This window comes from Paenibacillus sp. FSL L8-0333 (assembly GCF_037965665.1).
Taxonomy (GTDB): Bacteria; Bacillota; Bacilli; order Paenibacillales; family Paenibacillaceae; genus Paenibacillus_AQ; species Paenibacillus_AQ odorifer.
Window position 1 is genome coordinate 743,225 of sequence record NZ_CP150186.1, and the last position, 23,904, is coordinate 767,128.

A 23,904-nucleotide genomic window follows, 5' to 3' on the forward strand; every position below is an offset into this window, starting at 1 on the left:
CATAACAGTTAATAGAAATGGTGTCTAGCACGATTACTTCAATTATTTGCTGTCCAGTCGCCCCAAGCAGCAGCCCAATCGGGAACAGTCACTTCCATTACGCGATCTGCACTAGGAAAATAGGCTTTGATGTCGAGAACCGGTGTACCCGGATAGGCATCAAGCCCGGCCACCTCTACTATTCCAGAGTCTACATCGACAGACAGGATTGCTGCTACACTTAGCCCAATCGGATTAGGGCGAATAGGGGAACGGGAAGCGAATACTCCAGTTAAGGTCGCATCATAAGGAGGCTGAATCTGTGTAGTCTGGCGGAAATGATCATCTGCAAACTCATGCAGCCACCAAAGCACTTGGCAATGACTAAACTGAGATAAACCTTTAAGCGCCGGTCTGAATTCCGGGTTGATTTCAAGCCGCAAATTTTGTGCTGTACCTCTAACCCATCCTATAGGTACTATATTATAGCTTTCTTGTTCATACATTGACTATGACTCCTTTCGGGTATCAGATATGATCTAGTGTATAACAGAGGCATACGGTAAAGCCTGACGATATTTGCTAACATTCATTTAATGCTATAATGAAATTTGATGTGGAAAGGGGAGCATTATGAAGACACTAGTACTGGCGGAGAAGCCGTCTGTTGCACGCGAGATTGCACGGGTCATGGGATGTAATAATAAACAGAAGAGTTATATTGAAGGTCCAAAATATGTGGTTACCTGGGCGCTTGGTCATTTGGTCGGCCTGGCAGAGCCTGAGGATTATAATAAAAAGTTTGCAACTTGGGCCTTGGAGGATCTGCCGATTTTGCCGGAGAAGACCAAGCTGAAGGTGCTGCGGGAGACCAACCAGCAATACAAGGCTGTCCAGCATCTAATGAAACGTCAGGACATTGAGGAGCTTATTGTTGCTACAGATGCTGCCCGTGAAGGGGAGCTGCTGGCTCGCTGGATTATGAATATGGCAGGGTGGAAGAAGCCATTCCGGCGGTTATGGATATCCTCGCAGACTGATAAGGCAATTAAAGAGGGATTTGCAAAACTCCATCCGGGTCGGGAATTTGATCGGTTGTATGAATCTGCACGTTGCCGCGCAGAGGCGGATTGGATGATTGGACTGAATGTCACGAGAGCTTTGACCTGTAAGTTCGGTTCGCCGCTCTCAGCGGGACGGGTACAAACGCCGACATTAGGGATGATTATGGATCGTGAACAGGAGATTACGGGTTTCCGTTCCGTCGATTTTGAGACGCTGACTGCTGATTTTGGGGATTTCCAAGCGGCATGGCGGGCCAGTAACGGTGATGGTCGGATATTCGAAAAGGATAAGACAGCCAGCTTAAAGGATAAGCTTACAGGACGCAGCGGCCGTATTATTAAGGTACAGAAGAGTGAGAAAAGTGAACCTCATCCACTGGCTTATGATCTGACTGAACTGCAGCGTGATGCGAACCGGAAGTTCGGCTTCTCCGCGAAGCAGACCTCCAGTGTGCTGCAGCGGTTATATGAGCAGCATAAACTTGTCACATACCCGCGTACGGACAGTCGTTACTTAACTTCAGATATGACGGGCACACTCAAGGAAAGACTGGATAGTGTTGCGGTCGGTCCATATGCAGCGTTAGCACGTCCATTGCTGCGCAAGCAGCTGCCGATTACGAAACGAATCGTGGATGATAGTAAAGTCAGTGATCACCATGCTATTATTCCTACAGAACAGACCGTATTGTTAAATGGTCTGAGTACTGAGGAACGTAAGTTGTATGATCTGATTGTGCGGCGTTTTATAAGCTTGTTCTATCCGCCAGCTCGTTATGATGCGGTAGCTGTAACCGTCAATGTAGAAGGCGAAAATTTTCATGTCAAAGGGACGACGGTTAAAGATGCCGGTTGGCGCGAAGTATACGGCGGAGATATGAGTAGTGATGACGAGGAGGAATCTGCGGACGAGCCGGCAGCGGGCAGTGTAAAGCTGCCTGAGCTGCGCGAAGGGGCTGCTGTCACGATTAGCCGCTGTATGGTGCGTACTGGCCGAACGCAGCCAGCGAAGCGTTATAATGAAGCTTCGCTGTTGACGCAAATGGAGAAACACGGCCTCGGAACCCCGGCTACCCGCGCGGATATTATTGAGAAGCTGGTAAGCTCCGATACGATTGAGCGGCAAGGTAATCTCCTGCATCCGACAGGAAAAGGTAAGCAGTTAATCGAGCTGGTATCCACTCAGCTACGTACCCCGGATCTAACCGCACGTTGGGAAGCTGAGCTGGAGAAAATAGCGCGTGGTCAAGGCAAACCGGAGCTCTTTTTACAAGGTATCCGCAGTATGGCACAGGAATTGGTAACAGGTGTGAAAACTAGCGGAGCAGAATATAAGCCGCATAATGTCTCTAACAGCCATTGTCCGGAATGCGGTACAAGACTACTCGAGAAGAAGAGCAAACGAGGGAAGCTGCTGGTATGTCCTGCAGATAACTGTGGTTACACCCGTGCAGGTGAGAAAAGACTATCGAATCGCCGCTGCCCACAGTGCCATAAGAAAATGGAGCTTAAAGAGGGTAAAGCAGGCATGTTCGTACAATGTCTAGGCTGTGGAATCACAGAGACCTTAGATAAGGATCACAAGCATGTTAATAAACGTGAACAGCAAAAGCTGGTGCAGCAATACAGTAAGCAGGAAAGCATTGGTTCTAACCTTGGGGAACTGCTGAAAGCAGCGCTTGAAGGACAAAAGAAGGATAAGTAGTAGGAATCATCGGATGGTTAGCTTCAATTAAAACGAATGATTAGAATAATGAAGGCTGCTGAGTGTGCTCAGTAGTCTTTTTTCTATCCTAGTAAGTTTATGTGGTCTACGGATAGGCTTTGAATTAAAATGGTAAGCAAATGAGTGGAGCAGGTGATTAGGTGGCAGCTGAGCAGCAGGCGAATCCGTTGAAAGCGGCAGATCGCCCACAGGGGCAAGGAAGCAGCAGGTTTTTCTTTTTGGTTATTGTATTTATGTTTTGGTTCTCTTCTTATATTTATGTGCCGGTGCTTTCACCATATGTTGAGCATTTGGGATCATCGTATTTTATGGTGGGTATGGTGCTTGGGATATATGGGTTAATGCAGATCCTATTCCGTATACCCATTGGCATCGGTTCAGATTATTTAAATAGGCGGCGGCCGTTTATCTATCTGGGATTGATTGCGAGTGGAGTCAGCTGTTTTCTTTTTATGTGGGGAGCACAGCCGGGTTGGGCGTTGGCAGCACGTGCGGTATCCGGGATAGCAGCATCGGCATGGGTTGTGTACTCTGTGATGTTCGCAGGATATTTTCCAAAAGAGGAAGCTGGAAAAGCGATGGGCATGCTGCAATTTACTACAGTAATCGCCCAATTGACCAGCATGATGATCAGCGGCTATATGGTAGAGCATTGGGGCTGGAATGCCCCCTTCCTGATTGGTGGAATTGTAGCTATTGCGGCACTAATTCTTGCGCTTCGGTTACCGGAACAAAAGCAGGAAAAACGGCAAAATGCCATACAGATCAAGGAGCTGGCTGGTGTCGTAAAGGAACCTTTGCTGGTAAAAGTCTCACTGTTGTCTGTGCTGGCACACTGTGTGCTATTTATAACGATGTTCGGATATACTCCGAACCAGGCGCTGAATATCGGAGCAAGCAAAGAAAGCTTGGGCTGGCTAACACTCGCTTTTATGATTCCGCATGCCATCGCAACGCTCTACGGCTCACGTCTGTTTGGAGGGCTGCTGGGTGATAGAGGGAAGCTTATGCTAGGCTTTGCGGGAAGCGCACTGTTTACGCTGCTCATTCCCTCTATGTCAACGTTAGCGGCACTTTGTCTGACTCAGGTGGGGAATGGTTTTATGCAGGGACTTATTTTTCCGCTGCTGTTGAGTAAATCGGTATCAGAAATAGATCCCTTTAAACGGGCTACAGCTATGGGTTTCTATCAGGCCGTTTATGCGATAGGGATGTCAGCAGGGCCATTTGTAGCAGGTTGGATGAGCTCTGTATATGGCTTGACCGGAGGATTCTGGTTAGGTGGGATTGCGGCGGCGTTGGCTACAATCTTATCCTGGGTATGGATGAAGGATACGAAGCAGAAGCAGCTAAAAGAAACTTAATAGACTTGGCAGAGCGTGTAAGGATGATTGGTTTTTTGTGCAAAAGGGGAATATAATAGAGATAGGAAGCAAGGAGGAGGAGCCCGGGAGAATGGTCAAGGTTGTAATGTTGTGGTTTGTGGTAATTAATATTATCGGGTATGTAGTGATGTCCGAGGACAAGAACAAAGCCCGCAAAAGGCGGGAACGTGTACCTGAGAAAACACTTTTTCTGCTGGCAGCCATGGGCGGCGCACTAGGTGTGCTGATTGCCATGTACCGTAAGCGCCACAAGACGCGTCATACATCCTTCAGGATCGGAATTCCGCTTCTGCTGCTGCTGAATATCTTTTTGTACAGCTATTTTTTAAGATAATAGTCTTTAGGATTACAAACTAGAAAAAGAGGTGGCGTACATGTTATTCTCTAAAATTTTGCTAGCCTATGACGGTTCAAAGGCTTCTAATCAAGCATTGGAGCGCGCAATTGAACTCGCTAAAGTCACACCAGGTTCTATATTGCATGTCGTACACGCATTTGAATTCCCAAGATTTTTTATCGGAGAAGCTCTTGCACCTCTACCAGCTTCAGTAAATAAAGAATATTATGATTTGGCAGTGCAGACTACCGAAGAAGTGAAGGGACGCCTTGAGGCTGAAGGCCTGAATGCTGAGGTTGAGCTTTTACAAGGATCTCCTGCGGAAGTGATTTTGAAATATGCTAAGGAAAATGCTATAGACATCATAGTTATCGGCAGCCGCGGGCTTGGCGGTATACGTGAATTTGTTCTGGGCAGTGTCAGCCATAATGTAGTACAAAGCGCTCGTATTCCAGTGCTGGTTGTAAAATAATATAGAGTTCAAAGGGACGCTGATAGCGTTCCTTTTTTTCAATTTAAGGAAGTATAGGTCGTATTCTGGAGCTTAAACAACATAGAGTGTTAGAGCTAGGAGTGTACGGAAAGAAGTCTTTCTTGACAAAATAAAAGGTTGTTGAGAATTTAAATTCGTCCAAAAGCGAACATTTATTATGGTGTTTTTACCAATGTTCGTGTTTGAGTTGACATCATGTGTAGGGGATTGTTAAACTGATGTCATGAAGAGCTCGTATAAAACCGGGAATATGGCCCGGAAGTTTCTACCCGGGAACCGTAAATTACCGGACTACGAGGAAATAGGATGCTAGAATGCGATAGTTCAGTCCAGATAATGGAGTGATGCATTGTGCAGCTTTCCGCGCTTAATGCCAGTTTGGTGAGAGGCAAGCGGGAGTGTTTTTTCCTAATTCCTTTACTAGTCCGATCCTCCCGCAGCAAAATGCGTCTGGACATCGGGCTTTTTTAATATAAGGAATAAGTTACACGTAATATATCAACCTTATATTATTAAGGAAAACGATAGTCATCCCTGAAGGACGAGAATGTAGTCTCTGCTTGTTCGGATTTACAAGATAAAGATATCTCATACTAGTGATTGGAAGGTAGGTCGAATCATGTCTGTGCAGGTAGCTGTCATCATGGGTAGTAAGTCGGATTGGGATACGATGGAGCACGCTTGTAGGGTGCTGGAAGAGCTGGGATTGTCTTATGAGAAGAAGGTAGTATCCGCGCACCGTACACCGGACTTGATGTTCCGCTATGCGGAGGAAGCCGCAGGCCGCGGCATTCGCGTGATTATTGCAGGAGCAGGCGGCGCCGCGCATTTGCCGGGTATGGTGGCTGCAAAGACAATCCTGCCAGTGATTGGAGTGCCCGTGCAGTCGAAAGCACTTAATGGGCTGGATTCGCTGCTCTCCATCGTGCAGATGCCTGGAGGCATACCGGTAGCAACGGTAGCTATTGGTAAGGCAGGCGCTGTAAATGCAGGCCTGCTGGCCGCACAGATCATCGGAGCGTTCGACCCTGAAGTGCAGCAGCGTGTGCAGCTGCGTCGGGATGCGATCCGCGATGAAGTATTGGAAAGCAGCGACAGCTTATGAGACCGGAGGAGCTGAAGCTGCAGGAGGCTGGCGGCGCAGCTTCGCCAGCCGCACAAGCGTCCGGTGCGGACACCGTCCGGACGCTGCTGCCCGGCTCGACCGTCGGCGTGCTCGGCGGCGGGCAGCTCGGGCGCATGATGGCGCTGGCCGGCAGCGCCATGGGGTACCGCTTCGTGGCGCTGGATCCTGCGCCGGATGCGCCTAGCGGTCAAGTTACGCCGCAGATCACGGCGGCGTATAACGACCGGGACGCGGCGCGGGAGCTGGCCCGCCGCGCGGACGTCATCACGTACGAGTTCGAGAACGTCGACGCGGGCGTAGCCGCGCTGCTGGCGGAAGAATCGTACGTGCCGCAGGGCAGCGCGCTGCTGTATACCACGCAGCATCGGCTGCGCGAAAAAGCCGCCATCGAGGCAGCGGGCGTTCCGGTCGCCCCGTACCGGAAGGTGGACAGCCTTGCGGAGCTAAAACAGGCGGCGGCTGAACTTGGACTACCTTGTGTGCTCAAGACAGCCACAGGCGGTTATGACGGCAAGGGTCAAGCTGTGATTCGTCAGGAAGAAGAGCTGGAAGAAGCTTTCCGGCAGGTTGCACCCGGTGAGGTGATTCCGGAGCTGGTGCTTGAGAAGTTTGTAGCTTTTCAATGCGAAATATCCGTTGTTGCTGCACGTAGTGCATCTGGGGAGGTCAAAAGCTTCCCGCCTTCTGAGAACATTCATGTAAATAATATTTTGCATCTGTCCATTGTACCTGCAAGAGTGTCAGCAGACATTCAGCGCAGAGCTTGCGAGCTGGCTGAGACTTTAATCGCAGGGCTGAATGCGGTTGGACTGCTTGCCGTGGAAATGTTCGTCACAGCGGACGGTGAATTGTTCGTCAATGAGCTGGCACCAAGGCCGCATAATTCCGGCCATTACACCATGGATGCTTGCGTGACCTCACAGTTCGAGCAGCATGTCCGGGCGATTTGTAATCTGCCGCTGGGCGATACAACGCTTTTGACACCTGTAGTTATGGTAAATGTATTAGGTCAGCATTTGGATGGTGCTATTAAAGCGACCTGTACACATGAGGAAAAAGATAATAAGCTGGGTATTGTACCTAAGCTTCATATATATGGCAAGACTGAGAGTAAGACTGGTCGTAAGATGGGTCATATCAATCTGCTGTGCAAGGATACCGGAGACGGCCTATCCTGGGTGGAGCAATCTAAACTTTGGAGGAACTAAAGAATATGATCGAACGTTACAGCAGACCCGAGATGCGGGCCATTTGGACTGAGGAGAATAAATTCAAAGCGTGGCTGGAAGTGGAAATATGCGCTTGTGAAGCATGGGCGGAGCTGGGAGTCATCCCACATGAAGACGCTGCTAAGCTGCGTAAGGATGCTAAATTCGACATCGCACGTATTGATGAAATCGAACAGGAAACACGTCATGACGTAATTGCCTTTACACGTGCGGTTTCCGAAAGCCTTGGCGCAGAACGCAAATGGGTACACTACGGCCTTACTTCCACAGATGTGGTGGATACAGCACTGGGTTACTTGCTGCGTCAAGCGAATGAGATTCTAGAGAAGGATATCATCAACTTTATTGAGATCCTTAAAGATAAAGCTATTGCTTATAAAGATACACCGATGATGGGCCGTACACATGGGGTTCATGCTGAGCCAACTACTTTTGGTCTGAAAATGGCATTGTGGTACGAAGAAATGAAACGTAACCTGGAGCGTTTCCGCCATGCTGCGAACGGTGTGCAATTTGGCAAAATCTCCGGAGCCGTTGGTACGTATGCCAACATTGATCCATTCGTAGAAGAATTTGTCTGCCGTAAGCTGGGTACAAGCCCTGCACCGATCTCGACACAAACTCTACAGCGCGACCGTCACGCTGAGTATATGGCAGCTCTTGCTCTGGTAGCAACCTCGCTAGACAAATTCGCTACCGAAATCCGCGCTCTGCAAAAGAGTGAGATTCGCGAAGTAGAAGAAGCTTTTGCCAAAGGTCAAAAGGGTTCATCTGCTATGCCGCATAAACGGAATCCTATTGGCTGCGAGAATATTTCCGGTCTGTCCCGCGTGATTCGCGGACATATGGTTACAGCTTATGAGAACGTGCCGCTCTGGCATGAACGCGATATCTCGCACTCTTCAGTGGAACGTATCATCCTTCCGGATGCAACGATGCTGCTGAACTACATGCTGAACCGTTTCGGAAACATCGTGAAGAACCTGACTGTATTCCCAGAGAATATGAAGCGTAACATGAACCGTACCTTCGGCGTTCCTTTCTCTGGCCGGATCTTAACCAAGCTGATTGATAAAGGCCTCAGCCGCGAGCAAGCGTACGATACCGTTCAACCACGTGCGATGCAAGCTTGGGAAGAGCAAAAGCAGTTCCGTGATATCGTGGAAGCTACACCTGAAATCACTAATGTCCTCACCCCAGAAGAGATTGAAGATGCATTTAACCCTTCTTGGCACCTTAAGCATGTGGATACCATCTTCCGCAAGCTAGAACTTATCTAAAAAAGATAAGTTAGTGGTGAACTAAGGAGCTAGGAATAGTACGAGCGGTTAATGTTGTGCAGAATTGAAATGCAACTGGTCGATAAGGAACGGAGAGAAATTTTGGAACTGTAGAAGCGTTAGCGTTCGCCTTTATCCTCGGATTTCTACCACGGGCAGTGGTTCAAATCAGGAAATCTGAGGATAACAGCGATCGGAAGTCCAAACATTTCTTGTAGTGGCCCGATTGACCCAACAGATATTTCCGATTTTGCAAGAGACGTTTTCGCTCAAGTAATAATTAATGATCATTAGTTCAAGGGAGGAAAGGTCATGACATCATCGGCCGTATCCACAGCCGTGGAACTCATCAATGCGCCGCTGCTCTACAAAGGGAAGGTTCGCGAGCTATACGATTTAGGGGAAAATGTACTGATCGTAGTTACGGATCGGATATCTGCTTTTGACTATGTGCTGGACCCGGCGGTCCCTGAAAAGGGTAATGTGCTTAACCGTCTGAGCGCGTTCTGGTTCGGACAGACTAAAGAGCTGATGGAGAATCATGTCGTTCATATCGATGTGGATCTGCTTGGCGACGTAGTTAAGGACAAAGAGGCCCTCAGAAACCGTGTCATGGTGGTACGCAAAGCGGAGCGCATTGATATCGAATGCGTAGTGCGTGGATGCATCACTGGCGGCGGCTGGAGACAGTATCAAGAAACAGGCAAGGTAAATGGTATTGAGCTTCCTGCTAACCTCCGCAAAAACGCGCTGCTGGCAGAGCCGATTTTTACCCCTGCGGCTAAAAATGATGTAGGTCACGATGAGGATATTCCGTTTGAGAAAATGCAGGAATTAATCGGAGCTGATCTGGCGCTTGAGCTGCAGGAAAAGAGCTTAAAGCTGTTCGCTTTTGCTAGAGAGTATTGTGCTGAGCGGGGGATCATTCTTGCGGACTGCAAATTCGAATTCGGCTTGTTGGACGGCAAGGTGATTCTGATCGATGAGATTTTTACACCGGATGCTTCCCGCTTCTGGGCTAAGGATAAATACGCGCTTGATATTGAAATTGATAGTATGGATAAAGAGCCTGTTCGTACGTATCTATCTGCATCTGCCTGGGATAAGAATAGTAAACCTGATCCGCTCCCAACTGAAGTAGTAGAAGAAACTACACGGCGTTATCTGGACATTTATCATCGTCTTACTGGCAAGTCTTTATAGTTCAACATAGTGTGTGCACTCATGGGAATAAATTCAGTATATATTTTTGAAGCTAAATGTACTCATTGTAGAATTTCAGTTTCAGAGGGTATGCTCATTAAAATTTAGGAGGAACTACAAGCATATGTTAAAAGCGACGGTATATGTCACCATAAAGAAAAGCGTTCTTGATCCACAAGGGGTAGCAGTACAAGGAGCACTTCATTCGGTAGGTTTCCAAGAAGTTGAAAGCTTGCGTATCGGGAAATATATGGAGCTGACTTTGGATACGGATAACCGTGCTGAAGCGGAAGTGCGTCTTAAGGAAATGTGCGAAAAGCTACTTGCCAACACGGTGATCGAGGATTACCGCTACGAATTGGAGGACTAAACGACATGAAATTTGCTGTACTTGTCTTCCCAGGCTCCAACTGTGATATTGATTGCTACAAGGCGGTAGAGGACAGTCTCGGCGAACCAGTCGATTATGTGTGGCATACAGCGACGGATTTGTCGGCGTATGATTGCATTTTGGTTCCAGGCGGATTCTCATATGGTGATTACCTGCGCTGTGGCGCGATTTCGAGATTTGCTCCTGTTATGGCGGAAGTTGCTAAAGCAGCAGAGCAAGGGAAATACGTGCTAGGCATTTGCAATGGGTTCCAAATTCTTACTGAGGCTGGTTTGCTGCCAGGTGCGCTTCGCCGCAACATGTCGATGAAGTTCCGCTGTCACGATACAGTGCTTAAGGTTGTTAATAATGAAACCCCATTTACTATTGACTATGCTAAAGATGAAGAAATCATCATCCCAATCGCACACGGTGAAGGCAACTACTACTGTGATGACGAGACTTTGGCAGAGCTGAAAGCTAACAATCAGATCGTGTTTACCTATAGCGATAACCCTAACGGCTCCGTAGCCGATATTGCGGGTGTTAGTAACGTACAAGGGAATGTGGTTGGCATGATGCCTCACCCTGAGCGCGCGGCTAATAGTTTACTTGGTTCAGAAGACGGCAAAAGAATGTTTACATCCATACTGAAGACTTGGAGGGATCGTCATGACGCAGCAAGTATCCGTTAAGGAACCGACCGCAGAACAGATTGCGGAGCAGAAAATTTACAGCCAGTTCGGTGTGTCGGACAGCGAATATGAGCTGATCAAGTCTTTTATGGGACGTTTGCCGAACTACACTGAAATCGGCGTATTCAGCGTAATGTGGTCCGAGCACTGTGCCTATAAGAACTCCAAACCACTCCTGAAACGTTTCCCAATTTCCGGACCACGTGTCCTGATGGGACCTGGCGAGGGCGCAGGGATTGTAGATATCGGTGACAACCAAGCGGTTGTTTTCAAAATCGAAAGTCATAACCACCCTTCAGCGGTAGAACCTTTCCAAGGTGCGGCAACGGGTGTGGGCGGGATTATCCGTGATATTTTCTCCATGGGCTCCAGACCTATCGCAATCCTCAATTCACTACGTTTCGGGAAGCTGGAAAGTGATCGAGTAAAATATTTGTTCGAACATGTTGTGTCTGGTATTGCTGGTTATGGTAACTGTATCGGGATTCCAACGGTTGGCGGCGAAATCATGTTTGATGATAGCTATGATGGCAATCCGCTAGTTAATGCAATGTGTGTGGGTCTGATCGATCATGACAAAATCCAACGTGGTGTAGCTAAGGGTGTAGGCAACCCAGTCTTCTATGTAGGACCTCCTACAGGACGTGATGGAATTCATGGTGCTACTTTTGCATCGGTAGAGCTTAGTGAGGAATCAGAAGCTAAACGTACCGCTGTACAGGTCGGCGATCCATTTATGGAAAAGCTCGTAATGGAATCTTGTCTAGAACTGATCGACAGCGGCATCGTTATCGGGATTCAGGATATGGGTGCAGCGGGTCTTACATGCTCTAGTGCGGAGATGGCAAGTAAAGCAGGCAACGGTCTGGAGCTATATCTTGATCAGGTGCCACAACGTGAAGAGGGCATGACGCCTTACGAAATGATGCTTTCAGAATCACAAGAACGGATGTTGTTCGTCGTTGAGCCGAAGGATGAGGCCCAGGCACAAGAGATTTTTGATCGCTGGGGTGTTATCTGCTGTAAAGTCGGTAAAGTTACGGATGATGGCCGCTTGAAATTGTATCATCACGGCGAGGTTGTTGGTGACATGCCAGTAACGGCGCTCGTGGATGAGTGTCCAGTATATAACAAACCTTCTGAGGTTCCTGCTTATTATATTGCGAATGAAAAGGTAGATACCCTTCGTTACGAGGAAGTTACGGATCTGGGCGGTGCATTGCGTACAGTGCTTGGATCACCAACCGTAGCAAGTAAAGCATGGGTATACAATCAATACGATTACATGGTGCGGACGAGCACAGCTGTACGCCCTGGATCTGACGCGGCTGTAGTTACCATTCATGGTACTCGTAAAGGACTTGCGATGACTACAGACTGTAATGGCCGTTATGTTCATCTTGATCCTGAAGTGGGTGGACGTATTGCAGTCAGCGAAGCGGCACGTAACATCGTTTGTTCCGGTGCTGAACCGCTGGCTATTACGGATAACCTGAACTTCGGAAATCCTGAGAAGCCTGATGTGTTCTGGCAAATGGAGCGTGCGGTTGATGGTATGGCTGAAGCCTGTCGTGTGCTGGATACTCCGGTTATCGGTGGTAATGTCAGTCTTTATAACGAAAATACTACGGGCTCCATCTATCCAACGCCGGTTGTCGGCATGGTTGGTTTAGTAGCGGACACGGATCATATTACGACTCAAGGGTTCAAGCAAGAAGGAGATTCTATTCTTCTGCTGGGAGTAACCAAGGCTGAGCTGGGCGGCAGTGAATTCCAATATGCTGTTCATGGTGTGACCGAGGGTCGTCCTCCGGCTTTGGAGTTGGCTACTGAGAAAAAACTGCTGAACGCAGTCCTTACCTCAATTCGTGGCGGTCTGGTGCGTTCCGCACATGACTTGTCCGAAGGTGGACTTGCCGTAGCGCTTGCAGAGAGCTGTATCAGCGGCGGAATCGGAGCGAACGTTGAGCTTTCAGCTAACGGTCTTAGATCTGATGTAGCATTGTTCAGCGAAAGCCAATCACGCATTGTGCTGACAGCCGCTCCTGAACGTGCGGAAGAGCTGAAAGCAGCGATTGCAGCCAGCGGTGTTCCCGTGGAAATCATCGGAACTGTAGGTGGAGACAGACTGCGCGTAAATCTGGACGGCGTGTCCGCACTAGATGAAGCTGTAGCAGAATTGAAATTCGTTTGGGAGGATGCTATTCCATGTCTTATGAAATAAAGACCGGGAAAGAGCAGGAGACTCCAATCCTGTGGACTGGTGACTTTTACAATGAAGGAACGGGCTCGGGAGATATTTTTGACACATTAAAAGAAGAATGCGGCGTTTTCGGGGTCTTCGGACACCCGGAAGCGGCGTCCATGTCTTATTACGGCTTACACGCCTTACAACACCGTGGAGAAGAAAGTGCGGGAATCTGCGTAGCAGACGGTCGCGATTTCAACTATCACCGCGGGATGGGGTTAGTAAAAGAAGTATTCGACAAGGACAAAATTGCCTCATTGGTTGGAGACATGTCCATTGGGCATGTACGTTATTCCACTAGTGGAGACAGCCGCTTAACCAATGCGCAGCCGCTGGTATTTAAATATCGTGACGGCGATTTGGCGATTGCTACGAACGGCAACATAGTAAATGAACCGTTGATCCGCAAACAGCTGGAGCAAAGCGGGTCGATCTTTCAAACTACGAGTGATACAGAAGTGCTGGCGCATCTGATTGCCCGTTCGCCAAAGGATTTTGTTGAAGCGGCAAAAGATGCGCTGCAGCAGCTCGTTGGCGGGTTTGCTTTTCTGCTTATGACAAATGACAAGCTGATTGTCGCTTCGGATTCTCATGGTTTGCGTCCGCTAGTGATGGGACGGATTGGTGAAGCTTATATTTTTGCTTCCGAGTCCTGCGCATTAGAGGTCATTGGGGCACAGCTGGTTCGAGATATTGAGCCGGGCGAACTGCTAGTCCTCGACAAAAACGGCCTCTTAGAGGACCGTTTTACCGAACCCAAACGTAAAGCGCTGTGCGCGATGGAGTATATTTACTTCTCCCGCCCAGACAGTGATATGAACGGCTCTAACCTGCACTCCGCCCGTAAGCGGATGGGTAGCCGCATGGCACTGGAAGCTTTTGTCGATGCTGATCTCGTAACCGGTGTGCCGGATTCCAGTATTTCAGCAGCCATCGGGTATGCCGAGCAAACGGGAATTCCTTATGAGCTTGGGCTCATTAAGAATAAGTACACTGGACGGACCTTCATCCAGCCGAGCCAAGAACTGCGTGAGCAAGGTGTGAAGATGAAGCTGAGCGCCGTGCGCAGTGTAGTTGATGGCAAACGTGTCGTTATGATCGATGATTCTATCGTTCGTGGCACGACCTCACGCCGAATCGTCAATCTGCTTCGGGAAGCGGGAGCTGTTGAAGTGCATGTGCGGATTACTTCGCCACCGTTCAAGAATCCTTGCTTCTACGGCATTGATACACCAGACCGCCGCGACCTCATCGCGTCCTACAAGACCATTGAGGAAATGTGCGAAGAGATCAACGCCGATTCCTTGGCATTTTTGTCGCCGGAAGGCTTAATCTCTTCCATTGGTGGACACAACAAAGATGACTATAAAGGCGGACTTTGTCTTTCTTGCTTTGATAATGATTACCCGACGCAGGTTGATTTTGGCGGGGCAGAGAAAGATGGCTGCTCGTGTTGACATCCCCCTAAGTCCCCCTTTCAAAGGGGGATTCCGAAGGGCTCTGCCCTCCGGCCACCCGAAAGCTCGGCGGTAGGAGTTGGGTTATAACTTGCTAAGAAGACTTGGGTACGAGTGCTCGCTTTGTCCCTGTGTGCTGCGCACGGACGGGACACGCTTTACGACGCTCCGCCCCCCGGCTGCATCCGCCGCCGGGACTGGCTCGCCAAGCTTCCCTCTGTTTGCTTCGCAAATACGAGGGCCGCTTGTCTCGCTTAAGGAGGTGTATGGCGCAGCTCATGCACCGAGGTCTTGAGGTCCGTATGCAAGGCGCGCACTGCGGCTTGCAGTAGGGACAAACCGGTGGTTGGAGGGAGTTATGGAGAGGAAGTTTGGAACTGTAGAAGCGTTAGCGTTCGCCTTTATGCTCGAATTTCTACCGCTCAGCGGTAAAAAATTCAAAGGAATTCGAGCATAACAGCGATCGGAAGTCCAAACATTCCTCGCAGTAACTCCCCTACAACCACCCAAAAGCCGAATGCGCCCAAACGCGCTCTAAACTATTAAAAGATGAGGTGTCCAATAGTGTCGGAAGCTTATAAAAACGCCGGAGTGGATATTGCGGCTGGTAATGAAGCGGTAGAACGCATGAAAAAGCACGTAAAACGTACTTACCGTCCAGAAGTAATGACGGATCTTGGTGGGTTCGGAGCACTGTTTGGCCTCAATAAAGATAAATATGAAGAGCCAGTGCTTGTATCGGGAACTGATGGTGTAGGCACAAAGCTCAAAATCGCATTCGCGGCGGATCGCCATGACACGATTGGCATCGACGCTGTAGCTATGTGCGTGAACGATATTGTAGTGCAAGGCGCAGAGCCACTCTTTTTCCTCGACTATCTGGCTTGCGACAAAGTGGTGCCAGAGAAAATCGAGGCTATCGTAGCTGGAATCGCTGAAGGCTGTCACCAAGCGGGTTGTGCACTGATTGGCGGCGAAACGGCTGAGATGCCGGGTATGTATTCAGCAGGTGAATATGATATCGCTGGATTCACAGTGGGCGTAGCTGACAAAGCGAAGCTGGTAACAGGCGCTAACATCGCTGCTGGAGACACAGTGATTGGTCTGGCTTCCAGTGGTGTGCACAGCAATGGCTTCTCGCTGGTGCGTAAGCTTTTGCTTGAGCAAGAGGGTTATGGTCTGAATGACGTGCTTCCTGAGCTTGGCGCTCCGCTGGCGGATGTACTCCTTGCACCAACTAAGATTTATGTGAAGCCTTTGCTGGCACTGCTGGAGCAGCTTCCGGTAAAAGGTATGGCTCACATTACGGGTGGCGGATTCATCGAGAATATCCCACGCGTATTGCCTGATAATGTAGACGTGGAGATCAATTACGGATCATGGCCGATTCTGCCAATCTTCGGGTTGATGCAGGACAAAGGAAACGTAAGCAACCGTGATATGTTCACTACTTTTAATATGGGAATTGGTCTTGTTCTCGTAGTTAGCGCTGCTGATGGAGAACGCGCTCTTGAACTGCTTAAGGCTAGCGGAGAAGAGGCGTATATCATTGGGAAAGTAACAGAAGGGGAACGCAAAGTAACCTTTACTGGAGCTGAAGTGTGATGCAATCAAGTCGAATCGCTGTTTTTGCTTCGGGGCAGGGCAGCAATTTTGCAGCACTGATCGAGGCACAGAAAGCAGGTTTGCTTGGAGACGGCAGGATTGAATTGCTTGTCTCGGACAAGCCGGAAGCGCCTGTAGCACAACGTGCGGAGGATGCGGGAATTCCCGCCCTCCTGCTGCGGCCAAAAGACTTCGCCAGCCGTGAGCTCTACGAAGCAGAGATTGTAGCAGAGCTTCAGCGGCGGGATATCGGGCTGGTTGTGCTGGCAGGGTATATGCGCCTCATTACACCAGTGCTTTTAACGCCGTATGCGGGTCGGATTATTAACATTCACCCATCGCTGCTGCCTGCTTTTGCTGGAAAGGATGCGATCGGACAAGCGCTGAATTATGGCGTGAAGCTGACGGGTGTCACTGTGCATTTTGTCGATGGAGGTATGGATACCGGGCCAGTTATTGCTCAGCGTAGCGTAGTTGTGTTGGATAACGACACGGCGGATTCATTGGCGGAACGGATTCATAAGGTTGAGTATGAGTTATATCCTGAAGTGGTTGGCGCTTTTGCCAGCGGGAAAGTGGAACTGAGTGGAAGAAAGACGATTATCCGCGAAAAGTAAGCCACACTGTAGTCATTCAAAGTTTTGGATCGACATTTGGTGACAGGCGGAGAGATTTCAGGGTATTTCTCGGGAAATATTGCATAAGCGGCATTATGTGTCGTGTAGTAGGTAATAGAGTCAGATTCTTTCTTATAGTTTCCCAAGCTTTTAGATGTCATCACATTAAATCGCACGTACAACCCGAAGGAGGACTATTCAAAGTGAGTATCAAAAGAGCGCTAGTTAGCGTATCGGATAAACAAGGTATCGTGGATTTTTGCCGCGAGTTGTCTGCATTAGGCGTAGAGATTATTTCCACAGGTGGAACAAGCACGCTTTTGGCTAAGGAAGGTGTTCCAGTCATCGGTATTTCCGATGTTACAGGATTCCCGGAAATCATGGATGGACGTGTCAAAACCTTGCACCCGGCTGTACACAGCGGATTGCTAGCGGTTCGTGACAATGAGGAACACACGCGTCAAATGAAAGAGCTTGGTCTGGACTACATTGATCTGGTAGTAGTAAATCTGTATCCGTTCGCGGAAACCATTGCTAAACCGGATGTATCGTATGAAGAAGCCATCGAGAATATCGATATCGGCGGACCGACGATGCTGCGTTCTGCGGCGAAGAACCATGCTTTTGTAAGTGTAGTGGTAGATGCTAACGACTATGCTACAGTGCTTGAAGAGGTTCGCGCAGATGGAGATACAACGCTGGAAACACGCAAACGTCTTGCGGCAAAAGTGTTCCGCCATACGGCGGCTTACGATGCCTTAATTTCCGATTATTTGGCTAATGTTACTGGCGAACCGCTTCCTGAGCGCTACACCGTGACTTATGAGAAAATTCAGGATCTGCGCTACGGCGAGAATCCGCATCAAAAAGCGGCATTCTATCGCAAGCCTTTGGCTGCGGGGGATACTCTTACAGCAGCTGAGCAATTGCATGGCAAAGAATTATCCTACAACAATATCAACGATGCTAACGCAGCGCTGCAAATCGTGAAAGAATTTGAAGAACCTGCTGTCGTAGCCATTAAACATATGAATCCTTGTGGTGTAGGTGTCGGTGAAAGTGTATACGAAGCTTATCAAAAAGCTTACAATGCAGACCCAACCTCTATCTTTGGCGGAATTGTAGCCGCTAACCGGATTATCGACGCGGACACTGCTAATCTGCTGAAAGAGATTTTCCTCGAAATCGTATTGGCGCCAGGCTTTACGGAAGAAGCACTGGAAATCCTTACGAAGAAAAAGAACCTGCGTCTGCTCAAAATCGGCAATCTCAGCACGGCTAGTGCGCGTAAGAGCAGCTTCGTAGTTACCTCTATTGATGGAGGAATGGTTGTACAGGAGAGCGATGTGCATTCTGTGAACCCGGATGATCTACAAGTTGTTACGGACCGTAAGCCAACCGAAGAAGAATTGAAACAGCTGTTGTTCGGCTGGAAGGTAGTTAAGCATGTGAAATCTAATGCGATTGTATTAGCTGCTGATGATATGACAGTTGGCGTAGGTGCAGGGCAAATGAACCGCGTTGGCGCAGCTAAAATTGCGATTGAACAAGCTGGCGAGAAGTCCAAAGGATCAGTCCTTGCCTCTGACGCCTTCTTCCCAATGGGAGATACGCTTGAAATGGCAGCCAAAGCAGGCATTACCGCAGTTATTCAGCCAGGCGGCTCCATTAAAGACGAAGAATCGATCAAGGTCGCGAATGAGTATGGAATTGCTATGGTCTTCACAGGCGTCCGTCATTTCAAACACTAGAACGCTGGGAGGATTTTATTCTAATGGATATTTTAGTGGTTGGCGGCGGCGGCCGGGAGCATGCGATTATTTGGAGCCTGTCCCAAAGTCCCAAGGTTGGTAAAATCTATTGCGCACCCGGCAACGCCGGGATCGCGCAGCTAGCAGAATGTGTGCCTATCGGTGTGTTTGAGTTCGACCGTCTGACGGCTTTTGCAAAAGAGAAGGAAGTAGGTCTTGTTGTAATCGGACCGGATGATCCGTTAGCAGGGGGCATTGTGGATGCTTTTGAAGCACAGGCTATTCCTGTGTTTGGTCCACGTAAGAATGCAGCTGAGATCGAAGGCAGCAAAACCTTTATGAAGGATCTTTTGCACAAATATAATATTCCGACAGCAGCCTATGAAAAATTTGATGGCTATGAAGCTGCACTGGCTTACTTACGCGAGCAACCGCTGCCGATCGTAATCAAGGCAGATGGGCTTGCCGCAGGAAAAGGCGTGACCGTTGCCTATTCACGGGAAGAGGCAGAGCAGGCACTAGCTGATATTATGGTAACCAAAGTGTTTGGTGAAGCTGGCGCTCAGGTTGTCATTGAAGAGTTCCTAGCGGGTCAAGAAATGTCGATTTTGGCTTTTGTTGATGGAGAGACAGTTCGTCCGATGGCTGCCGCTCAGGATCATAAGCCTGCTTACGATGGAGATAAAGGTCCTAATACCGGTGGAATGGGCACCTATTCGCCTCTGCCGCATATCGACGAGGCGATTATCCAAGAAGCGATTGAGACCATCATTAAGCCAACAGCTAAGGCTATGGTAGCTGAAGGCCGTTCATTTAGCGGCGTTTTGTTCGCAGGGCTGATGATTTCTCCAGAAGGTAAACCAAAGACCATTGAATTTAATGCCCGGTTTGGGGATCCGGAGACACAGGTCGTGCTGCCTAGATTGAAGAGCGACTTGTTAGAAATCTTTTTGGCAGTAACCGAGGGTAAACTTGCGGATATCGACATTGAATGGAGCGACGAAGCAGCGGTGTGCGTGGTTCTCGCTTCTGGAGGATATCCAGGCTCTTATCCTAAGGGAGTGCCGATCGAAGGGCTTGAGGACAGCCAAGGAGGGCTGATCTTTCATGCCGGTACAGCACGGGGGGCAGATGGCAGCTGGGTAACGGACGGCGGACGGGTCTTAGGCGTGGTAGGCCTGGGTGCTACGATTGCCGAAGCTCGTTCAGCAGCCTATGCTAGGGCTGAAGGAATCTCTTTTTCCGGGAAACAGAATCGCAGCGACATCGCTATGAAGGCTCTGGTATAAGGATAAAGCACTGTATCTAGCAATTTTTTGCGCTTTAAGTCCTAAAAAAGGACTGACAAGTGATAGAAGAAGTGCTATAATACTACACGTACGGGGGAAAATGTGCGGATATATACAGATAAGGGCCTTTCCGATCATGGGAAGGCCCTTTTAAATCGGAGTCCTTCAGACTTTGTGCAGTAACCTTATAAAGGATGCCTCGTGCCTGAAAATGTTGATACTTATAGTGCATACTAGCGATACGCTTATGGCGAATGGCTACTCACAGATTTAAGGGGGAATTCGTTTTGAGTAAGATTGGAAGAAATGATATGTGTCCTTGCGGAAGCGGGAAAAAATATAAGAAATGCTGCCTAGGGAAAGAAACTTCTGCAGTGGAATCCATCATGCGACTGGTAACAACGGAAGAATCCGCTGCTACTGTGGCTGTGGCCGAGAAACCAGAAGCGGCAGCCATTTCTGAAGCTAAACTTACCCTAACCACGCTCAAAAAAAAGGTGTCACGTGATCTGAAATGGGAGCATCCAGCACATGAACAATTGGCTATGCACCTTATTGAGACCATGAGAGACAGCTATGACCGGGAGCTAATCTGGGAAGGTCTGGTTCTATGGAATGGTTATTCCCGTCACATCAAGCCTGCAGTGAAGAAAATGGGCTCCTTCTGCGCGGCTATCGAATTTATCTTGTCTGAGGAATATGGTTTCCTTCAAACTCAAGCTGATCTAGCGATCAAACATGAGGTTACTGCACCTACCATCTCCAGAAAAGTTAAAGAGATGCTTAATTATGTCGAACAGTACGGCATGGGCGGGGCAGAGGAAGAATTACTTTTGCTCAACGTTTCAGGTACTCCGAAGGATCAGGAACAGGCTTTGCTGCAAAAAGCAATGGAAACTAAAGCATCCAATCGTCGGATCCAGCTAGCAGAAGCGGCATTGGAAGTTTATCCGGACAGTCCGGACGCCTATCTCATTTTGGCTGAGGAAGCCGAGAATGAAGCAGATGCCCGTGCTTATCTGAAAGCAGGGATGGAAGCGGGTGCGCGTGAGCTTGGAGAAGCCTTTTTCACTGAGAACAAAGGACATTTCTGGGGTCTTTACGAGACACGTTCTTACATTCGAATCTGCAAAAGCTACGCTGACTCCTGCTGGTTTAGCGGAAATGCAGAAGAAGCACAAAAGACGTTGGAGCACATTCTAGAATTGAACCCAGAAGATAACACAGGTGCGCGTTACCTTCTAACGGCAACGTACCTTTACACTAATAAGCTTAAGAAGACCGAGAAGGTACTGGAGAAGTTCGGCAAGGATGCAGCAGCAACAGTAGCATATGACCGTATGGTTTTAGAATATAAGAAGAACGGAATTACTTCCCAGCTCAAAATGCTCTACCGCGTGGCGAAGAATGTGAACAAGCATGTGCCGGATTATCTGTTAGGTATCAAAAGATTGCCGCATAACCTGCCTGATTTTGTAGGCGTGGGTGACGCTAACGAGGCTATCGAATATGTTATTGTACATTCACGTTTGTGGACAAGCTTACCAGACCTGGTGAAGTGGATGCTGAAGCAACAGGACTAGTAGGTTTCATAGCGTAGGGATAGCAAATATTAGTAAGAGACTATAGGGTTCCTTTAGTCTCTTTTTCTTTATCACTGATTAGGATGCTTGAAAAAATGTCCTCGGGAGAGTATGTTACAAGAAGTAGAATAACAGATAGATAGTGAGGCGAGAGGGTTATGAGAGAAGAGGAAGACCGAATCGTAGGAATGGAAGATATTGTGCGGGCTCATCACGTACTGCGTGAAGTCATAATCCGGACACCTCTACAACGTGATGCTGTGCTGTCAGCCAAGTATGATTGTGATGTGTATTTGAAGCGCGAGGATTTGCAGATTGTACGTTCTTTCAAAATCCGCGGAGCTTATAATATGATTCGTAGTTTGTCAGCAGAAGATAGAGCAAAAGGGATTGTCTGTGCGAGTGCGGGCAACCATGCACAAGGCGTAGCCTATTCCTGTAAGGCGCTTGGAATTAAAGGCAAGGTCTATATGCCAAGCACTACGCCTAACCAGAAGGTTAAGCAGGTGCGGCGGTTTGGCGGTGAGTTTGTTGAAGTCATTCTGAAGGGCGATACCTTTGATGACGCTTATGATGAAGCACTGCAAGCTTGTATAGATCATGGGATGACGTTGATCCATCCCTTTGATGAGCCACGAATCATTGCGGGCAACGGCACCATTGCAATGGAAGTGATGGAGAGTCTGGACAACCCGGCAGATTTTATGTTCGTAACCATTGGTGGAGGCGGCCTAGCAGCGGGTATAGCCACCTATGTGAAGACAGTTAGTCCTTCTACCAAGTTGATTGGTGTGGAGCCACTCGGAGCAGCTTCTATGACGGAAGCGATCAAGCTTGGAGAAGTGGTGACTCTAAAGGAAATTAATAAGTTCGTGGACGGAGCGGCTGTAAAACGTGTTGGCGGCCTGACATATGATATTTGCTCCCGTCATCTGGATGACATCGTGATGGTGCCTGAAGGCAAAGCTTGTACCACGATTTTGGAATTATATAACGAGAATGCCATAGTGGTTGAGCCAGCAGGTTCGCTGCCTATCGCAGCGCTTGATCAATATCGTGATCAAATCCGCGGCAAAACAGTTGTCTGTATCATAAGCGGCGGGAACAACGATATTGACCGGATGCAGGAGATCAAGGAGCGTTCATTGATTTACGAAGGCTTAAAACACTATTTCATGGTGAACTTCCCGCAACGGGCAGGCGCGCTGCGTGAGTTCTTGGGTGAAATCCTTGGACCTCACGATGACATTACCCGTTTCGAGTATATTAAGAAGCATGATAAAGAAAATGGTCCCGCGCTTGTTGGCATTGAATTATTGTCAACGGATGCCTACGAACCTCTCATCGAACGGATGCAGCAGAAGGGCGTCGATTATGTAGAGATCAATAAGGATTCTAATCTCTTTAACATCCTTATTTAATGCTCGCATCCACTTAATAATCTCGTTAACGAATATAAAAAAGCCCGTCCCTATTCATTTCAGGGATGGGCTTTTGTGATTTCTTTATTAGAGAGGTAACGAAGTTTTACGATACTGCTCGACCTCATCGGTCAATTTGTAGCTATTGTCTTTCATTAATTTCATGAAGCTATCCAGCTTTTGTAGAAATGGGCTGCTGTCATTATTTTTGGTCAGAATACTGGAGTAAGCCTTTTGCGCCTCCAAATCCATTTCCAGATTGTCATAATGGAAGAGAGGAGTGTTATTCTGGCCGTAAAACGTATTATTCACATACATAGTGTACAAGGCTTTTACAGCAGAAATTCGGTTTGACTTCGGATGATTTTGAATGAATTGCTCTTGAGATAAAGCTCTGGCTGCAACCTCAGTCCAGGCGATAACTAGCCCGTTGTCCTTGGAAGAGGGCAGGTCCGATTCGGTTGCCATAATGGTAATATAAGCGCTGATATCATTGGTAACGTATAGCTTGTACTTGCGGTAAGCCCCATAATCGATCACCGGGAAAAAAGTACCCTCTGCTGTCTCCAGCTTATATCCGTTTTCGCTGGCACTTTTCAGCAGTGTACGCAGCTGGAGATCATCAGTAATAGCGGCAAGAGACGACATGCTGGCGCCTGCTTTATAAATGGCGGTGAGCTTCCGCTGGACAGCATTGGTACTGAATTTACTTTCCCAGGCTTGCAGCGCAGCTTTATGCAGATTCTCAAGCTTTAGGGTCATCATTGTTGCACGATACGACCCTACTGCATACATATTGGAGTTCAAATACTTTATGGCTTCGGGTAACTTGTCAGAGGTAGATAACAGCGGTAATGCAGCTTTATAGACAGCCTCTGCATGATTATTGCTAGCTGCTTGAGGAATTGCCTTAGCGCCTTCCCCAGGAGGGCTGGTAGCACCTTCGGCGTGAATAGCACTGGGCACTATGCCTAGCCCTAAGGCTATAGCTAGAACGGAGTAGAGAATATAATGTTTCTTAATCATGGAAGTTTCCCCCTATCTAT

The 23,904-nt window shown here is 48.4% G+C and carries 20 protein-coding genes and 1 riboswitch; of the genes, 18 read left to right on the top strand and 2 right to left on the bottom strand.

Going from position 1 to position 23,904, the window contains the following annotated elements; all coding sequences use genetic code 11:
* Positions 1-38: 38 nt before the first annotated feature.
* On the bottom strand, positions 39-485 hold the full coding sequence (tsaA, locus tag NYE72_RS03250; RefSeq protein ID WP_036680929.1) for a tRNA (N6-threonylcarbamoyladenosine(37)-N6)-methyltransferase TrmO: 447 nt from the start codon (positions 483-485) through the stop codon (positions 39-41).
* A 127-nt stretch (positions 486-612) separates the two neighbouring features.
* Between tsaA and NYE72_RS03255 the strand changes: the two genes are divergently transcribed.
* The 18 genes from NYE72_RS03255 to ilvA all read left to right on the top strand — a co-directional run bounded on the left by NYE72_RS03255 (position 613) and on the right by ilvA (position 22,858).
* Positions 613-2,748 (top strand): DNA topoisomerase 3, encoded by a 2,136-nt coding sequence (locus NYE72_RS03255; protein ID WP_036680927.1) that lies wholly within the window; start codon positions 613-615, stop codon positions 2,746-2,748.
* Between the two features lie 161 nt (positions 2,749-2,909).
* Positions 2,910-4,133 (top strand): MFS transporter, encoded by a 1,224-nt coding sequence (locus NYE72_RS03260; protein ID WP_051491163.1) that lies wholly within the window; start codon positions 2,910-2,912, stop codon positions 4,131-4,133.
* Between the two features lie 91 nt (positions 4,134-4,224).
* On the top strand, positions 4,225-4,488 hold the full coding sequence (locus tag NYE72_RS03265; RefSeq protein ID WP_036680925.1) for a DUF1294 domain-containing protein: 264 nt from the start codon (positions 4,225-4,227) through the stop codon (positions 4,486-4,488).
* Positions 4,489-4,528: 40 nt separating this feature from the next.
* Positions 4,529-4,963 carry a universal stress protein gene (locus NYE72_RS03270; RefSeq protein WP_036680923.1) on the top strand — a complete coding sequence of 145 codons (435 nt, stop codon included), beginning with the start codon at positions 4,529-4,531 and terminating at the stop codon, positions 4,961-4,963.
* Positions 4,964-5,196: 233 nt separating this feature from the next.
* Positions 5,197-5,298, top strand: a riboswitch (purine riboswitch).
* A 305-nt stretch (positions 5,299-5,603) separates the two neighbouring features.
* Positions 5,604-6,089: a 5-(carboxyamino)imidazole ribonucleotide mutase gene (gene purE, locus NYE72_RS03275; protein ID WP_038568659.1), complete on the top strand. Its 486-nt coding sequence runs from the start codon at positions 5,604-5,606 to the stop codon at positions 6,087-6,089.
* Positions 6,086-7,318, top strand: coding sequence for a 5-(carboxyamino)imidazole ribonucleotide synthase (gene purK / locus NYE72_RS03280; protein ID WP_051491162.1), 1,233 nt, complete (start codon positions 6,086-6,088; stop codon positions 7,316-7,318). Before purE ends, purK begins: the two co-directional genes overlap by 4 nt.
* Before the next feature lie 5 nt (positions 7,319-7,323).
* Positions 7,324-8,619, top strand: a complete 1,296-nt coding sequence (gene purB, locus NYE72_RS03285; protein WP_042124027.1) for an adenylosuccinate lyase — start codon at positions 7,324-7,326, stop codon at positions 8,617-8,619.
* Positions 8,620-8,931: 312 nt separating this feature from the next.
* Positions 8,932-9,822, top strand: a complete 891-nt coding sequence (locus NYE72_RS03290) for a phosphoribosylaminoimidazolesuccinocarboxamide synthase (RefSeq protein ID WP_036680914.1) — start codon at positions 8,932-8,934, stop codon at positions 9,820-9,822.
* Between the two features lie 124 nt (positions 9,823-9,946).
* Positions 9,947-10,192 (top strand): phosphoribosylformylglycinamidine synthase subunit PurS, encoded by a 246-nt coding sequence (gene purS, locus NYE72_RS03295; RefSeq protein WP_036680912.1) that lies wholly within the window; start codon positions 9,947-9,949, stop codon positions 10,190-10,192.
* A 5-nt stretch (positions 10,193-10,197) separates the two neighbouring features.
* Positions 10,198-10,887 (top strand): phosphoribosylformylglycinamidine synthase subunit PurQ, encoded by a 690-nt coding sequence (gene purQ / locus NYE72_RS03300; protein WP_036680909.1) that lies wholly within the window; start codon positions 10,198-10,200, stop codon positions 10,885-10,887.
* Positions 10,865-13,111 carry a phosphoribosylformylglycinamidine synthase subunit PurL gene (gene purL / locus NYE72_RS03305; RefSeq protein WP_036680907.1) on the top strand — a complete coding sequence of 749 codons (2,247 nt, stop codon included), beginning with the start codon at positions 10,865-10,867 and terminating at the stop codon, positions 13,109-13,111. Before purQ ends, purL begins: the two co-directional genes overlap by 23 nt.
* Positions 13,096-14,592: an amidophosphoribosyltransferase gene (gene purF, locus NYE72_RS03310; protein WP_036680905.1), complete on the top strand. Its 1,497-nt coding sequence runs from the start codon at positions 13,096-13,098 to the stop codon at positions 14,590-14,592. The genes purL and purF overlap by 16 nt, the downstream gene beginning before the upstream one ends.
* Before the next feature lie 564 nt (positions 14,593-15,156).
* Positions 15,157-16,197 (top strand): phosphoribosylformylglycinamidine cyclo-ligase, encoded by a 1,041-nt coding sequence (gene purM, locus NYE72_RS03315; protein ID WP_076136912.1) that lies wholly within the window; start codon positions 15,157-15,159, stop codon positions 16,195-16,197.
* Positions 16,197-16,814, top strand: a complete 618-nt coding sequence (purN, locus tag NYE72_RS03320; RefSeq protein ID WP_038568663.1) for a phosphoribosylglycinamide formyltransferase — start codon at positions 16,197-16,199, stop codon at positions 16,812-16,814. Before purM ends, purN begins: the two co-directional genes overlap by 1 nt.
* A gap of 203 nt (positions 16,815-17,017) precedes the next feature.
* On the top strand, positions 17,018-18,565 hold the full coding sequence (gene purH, locus NYE72_RS03325) for a bifunctional phosphoribosylaminoimidazolecarboxamide formyltransferase/IMP cyclohydrolase (protein WP_076136910.1): 1,548 nt from the start codon (positions 17,018-17,020) through the stop codon (positions 18,563-18,565).
* Between the two features lie 23 nt (positions 18,566-18,588).
* Positions 18,589-19,854, top strand: a complete 1,266-nt coding sequence (gene purD / locus NYE72_RS03330) for a phosphoribosylamine--glycine ligase (RefSeq protein ID WP_036680895.1) — start codon at positions 18,589-18,591, stop codon at positions 19,852-19,854.
* A 287-nt stretch (positions 19,855-20,141) separates the two neighbouring features.
* Positions 20,142-21,437, top strand: a complete 1,296-nt coding sequence (locus NYE72_RS03335; RefSeq protein ID WP_339211278.1) for an SEC-C metal-binding domain-containing protein — start codon at positions 20,142-20,144, stop codon at positions 21,435-21,437.
* Between the two features lie 158 nt (positions 21,438-21,595).
* The gene (ilvA, locus tag NYE72_RS03340; protein ID WP_076104158.1) at positions 21,596-22,858 is read left to right on the top strand and encodes a threonine ammonia-lyase IlvA; all 1,263 of its coding nucleotides are present in this window, start codon (positions 21,596-21,598) and stop codon (positions 22,856-22,858) included.
* 87 nt (positions 22,859-22,945) lie between these two features.
* On the opposite strand, the gene NYE72_RS03345 is transcribed toward ilvA, so the two are convergent.
* Positions 22,946-23,884: a hypothetical protein gene (locus NYE72_RS03345; RefSeq protein ID WP_339211280.1), complete on the bottom strand. Its 939-nt coding sequence runs from the start codon at positions 23,882-23,884 to the stop codon at positions 22,946-22,948.
* Between the last annotated feature and the right edge of the window lie 20 nt (positions 23,885-23,904).

Bases quoted from the DNA above. Each gene is read 5' to 3' on its own strand.
- purQ (WP_036680909.1), top strand. From the start codon at position 10,198: ATGAAATTTGCTGTACTTGTCTTCCCAGGCTCCAACTGTGATATTGAT.
- purE (WP_038568659.1), top strand. From the start codon at position 5,604: ATGTCTGTGCAGGTAGCTGTCATCATGGGTAGTAAGTCGGATTGGGAT.
- purF (WP_036680905.1), top strand. From the start codon at position 13,096: ATGTCTTATGAAATAAAGACCGGGAAAGAGCAGGAGACTCCAATCCTG.
- NYE72_RS03270 (WP_036680923.1), top strand. From the start codon at position 4,529: ATGTTATTCTCTAAAATTTTGCTAGCCTATGACGGTTCAAAGGCTTCT.
- tsaA (WP_036680929.1), bottom strand. From the start codon at position 485: ATGTATGAACAAGAAAGCTATAATATAGTACCTATAGGATGGGTTAGA.
- purL (WP_036680907.1), top strand. From the start codon at position 10,865: ATGACGCAGCAAGTATCCGTTAAGGAACCGACCGCAGAACAGATTGCG.
- purB (WP_042124027.1), top strand. From the start codon at position 7,324: ATGATCGAACGTTACAGCAGACCCGAGATGCGGGCCATTTGGACTGAG.
- purS (WP_036680912.1), top strand. From the start codon at position 9,947: ATGTTAAAAGCGACGGTATATGTCACCATAAAGAAAAGCGTTCTTGAT.
- NYE72_RS03265 (WP_036680925.1), top strand. From the start codon at position 4,225: ATGGTCAAGGTTGTAATGTTGTGGTTTGTGGTAATTAATATTATCGGG.
- purN (WP_038568663.1), top strand. From the start codon at position 16,197: ATGCAATCAAGTCGAATCGCTGTTTTTGCTTCGGGGCAGGGCAGCAAT.
- purD (WP_036680895.1), top strand. From the start codon at position 18,589: ATGGATATTTTAGTGGTTGGCGGCGGCGGCCGGGAGCATGCGATTATT.
- NYE72_RS03290 (WP_036680914.1), top strand. From the start codon at position 8,932: ATGACATCATCGGCCGTATCCACAGCCGTGGAACTCATCAATGCGCCG.
- ilvA (WP_076104158.1), top strand. From the start codon at position 21,596: ATGAGAGAAGAGGAAGACCGAATCGTAGGAATGGAAGATATTGTGCGG.
- NYE72_RS03255 (WP_036680927.1), top strand. From the start codon at position 613: ATGAAGACACTAGTACTGGCGGAGAAGCCGTCTGTTGCACGCGAGATT.
- NYE72_RS03345 (WP_339211280.1), bottom strand. From the start codon at position 23,884: ATGATTAAGAAACATTATATTCTCTACTCCGTTCTAGCTATAGCCTTA.
- purK (WP_051491162.1), top strand. From the start codon at position 6,086: ATGAGACCGGAGGAGCTGAAGCTGCAGGAGGCTGGCGGCGCAGCTTCG.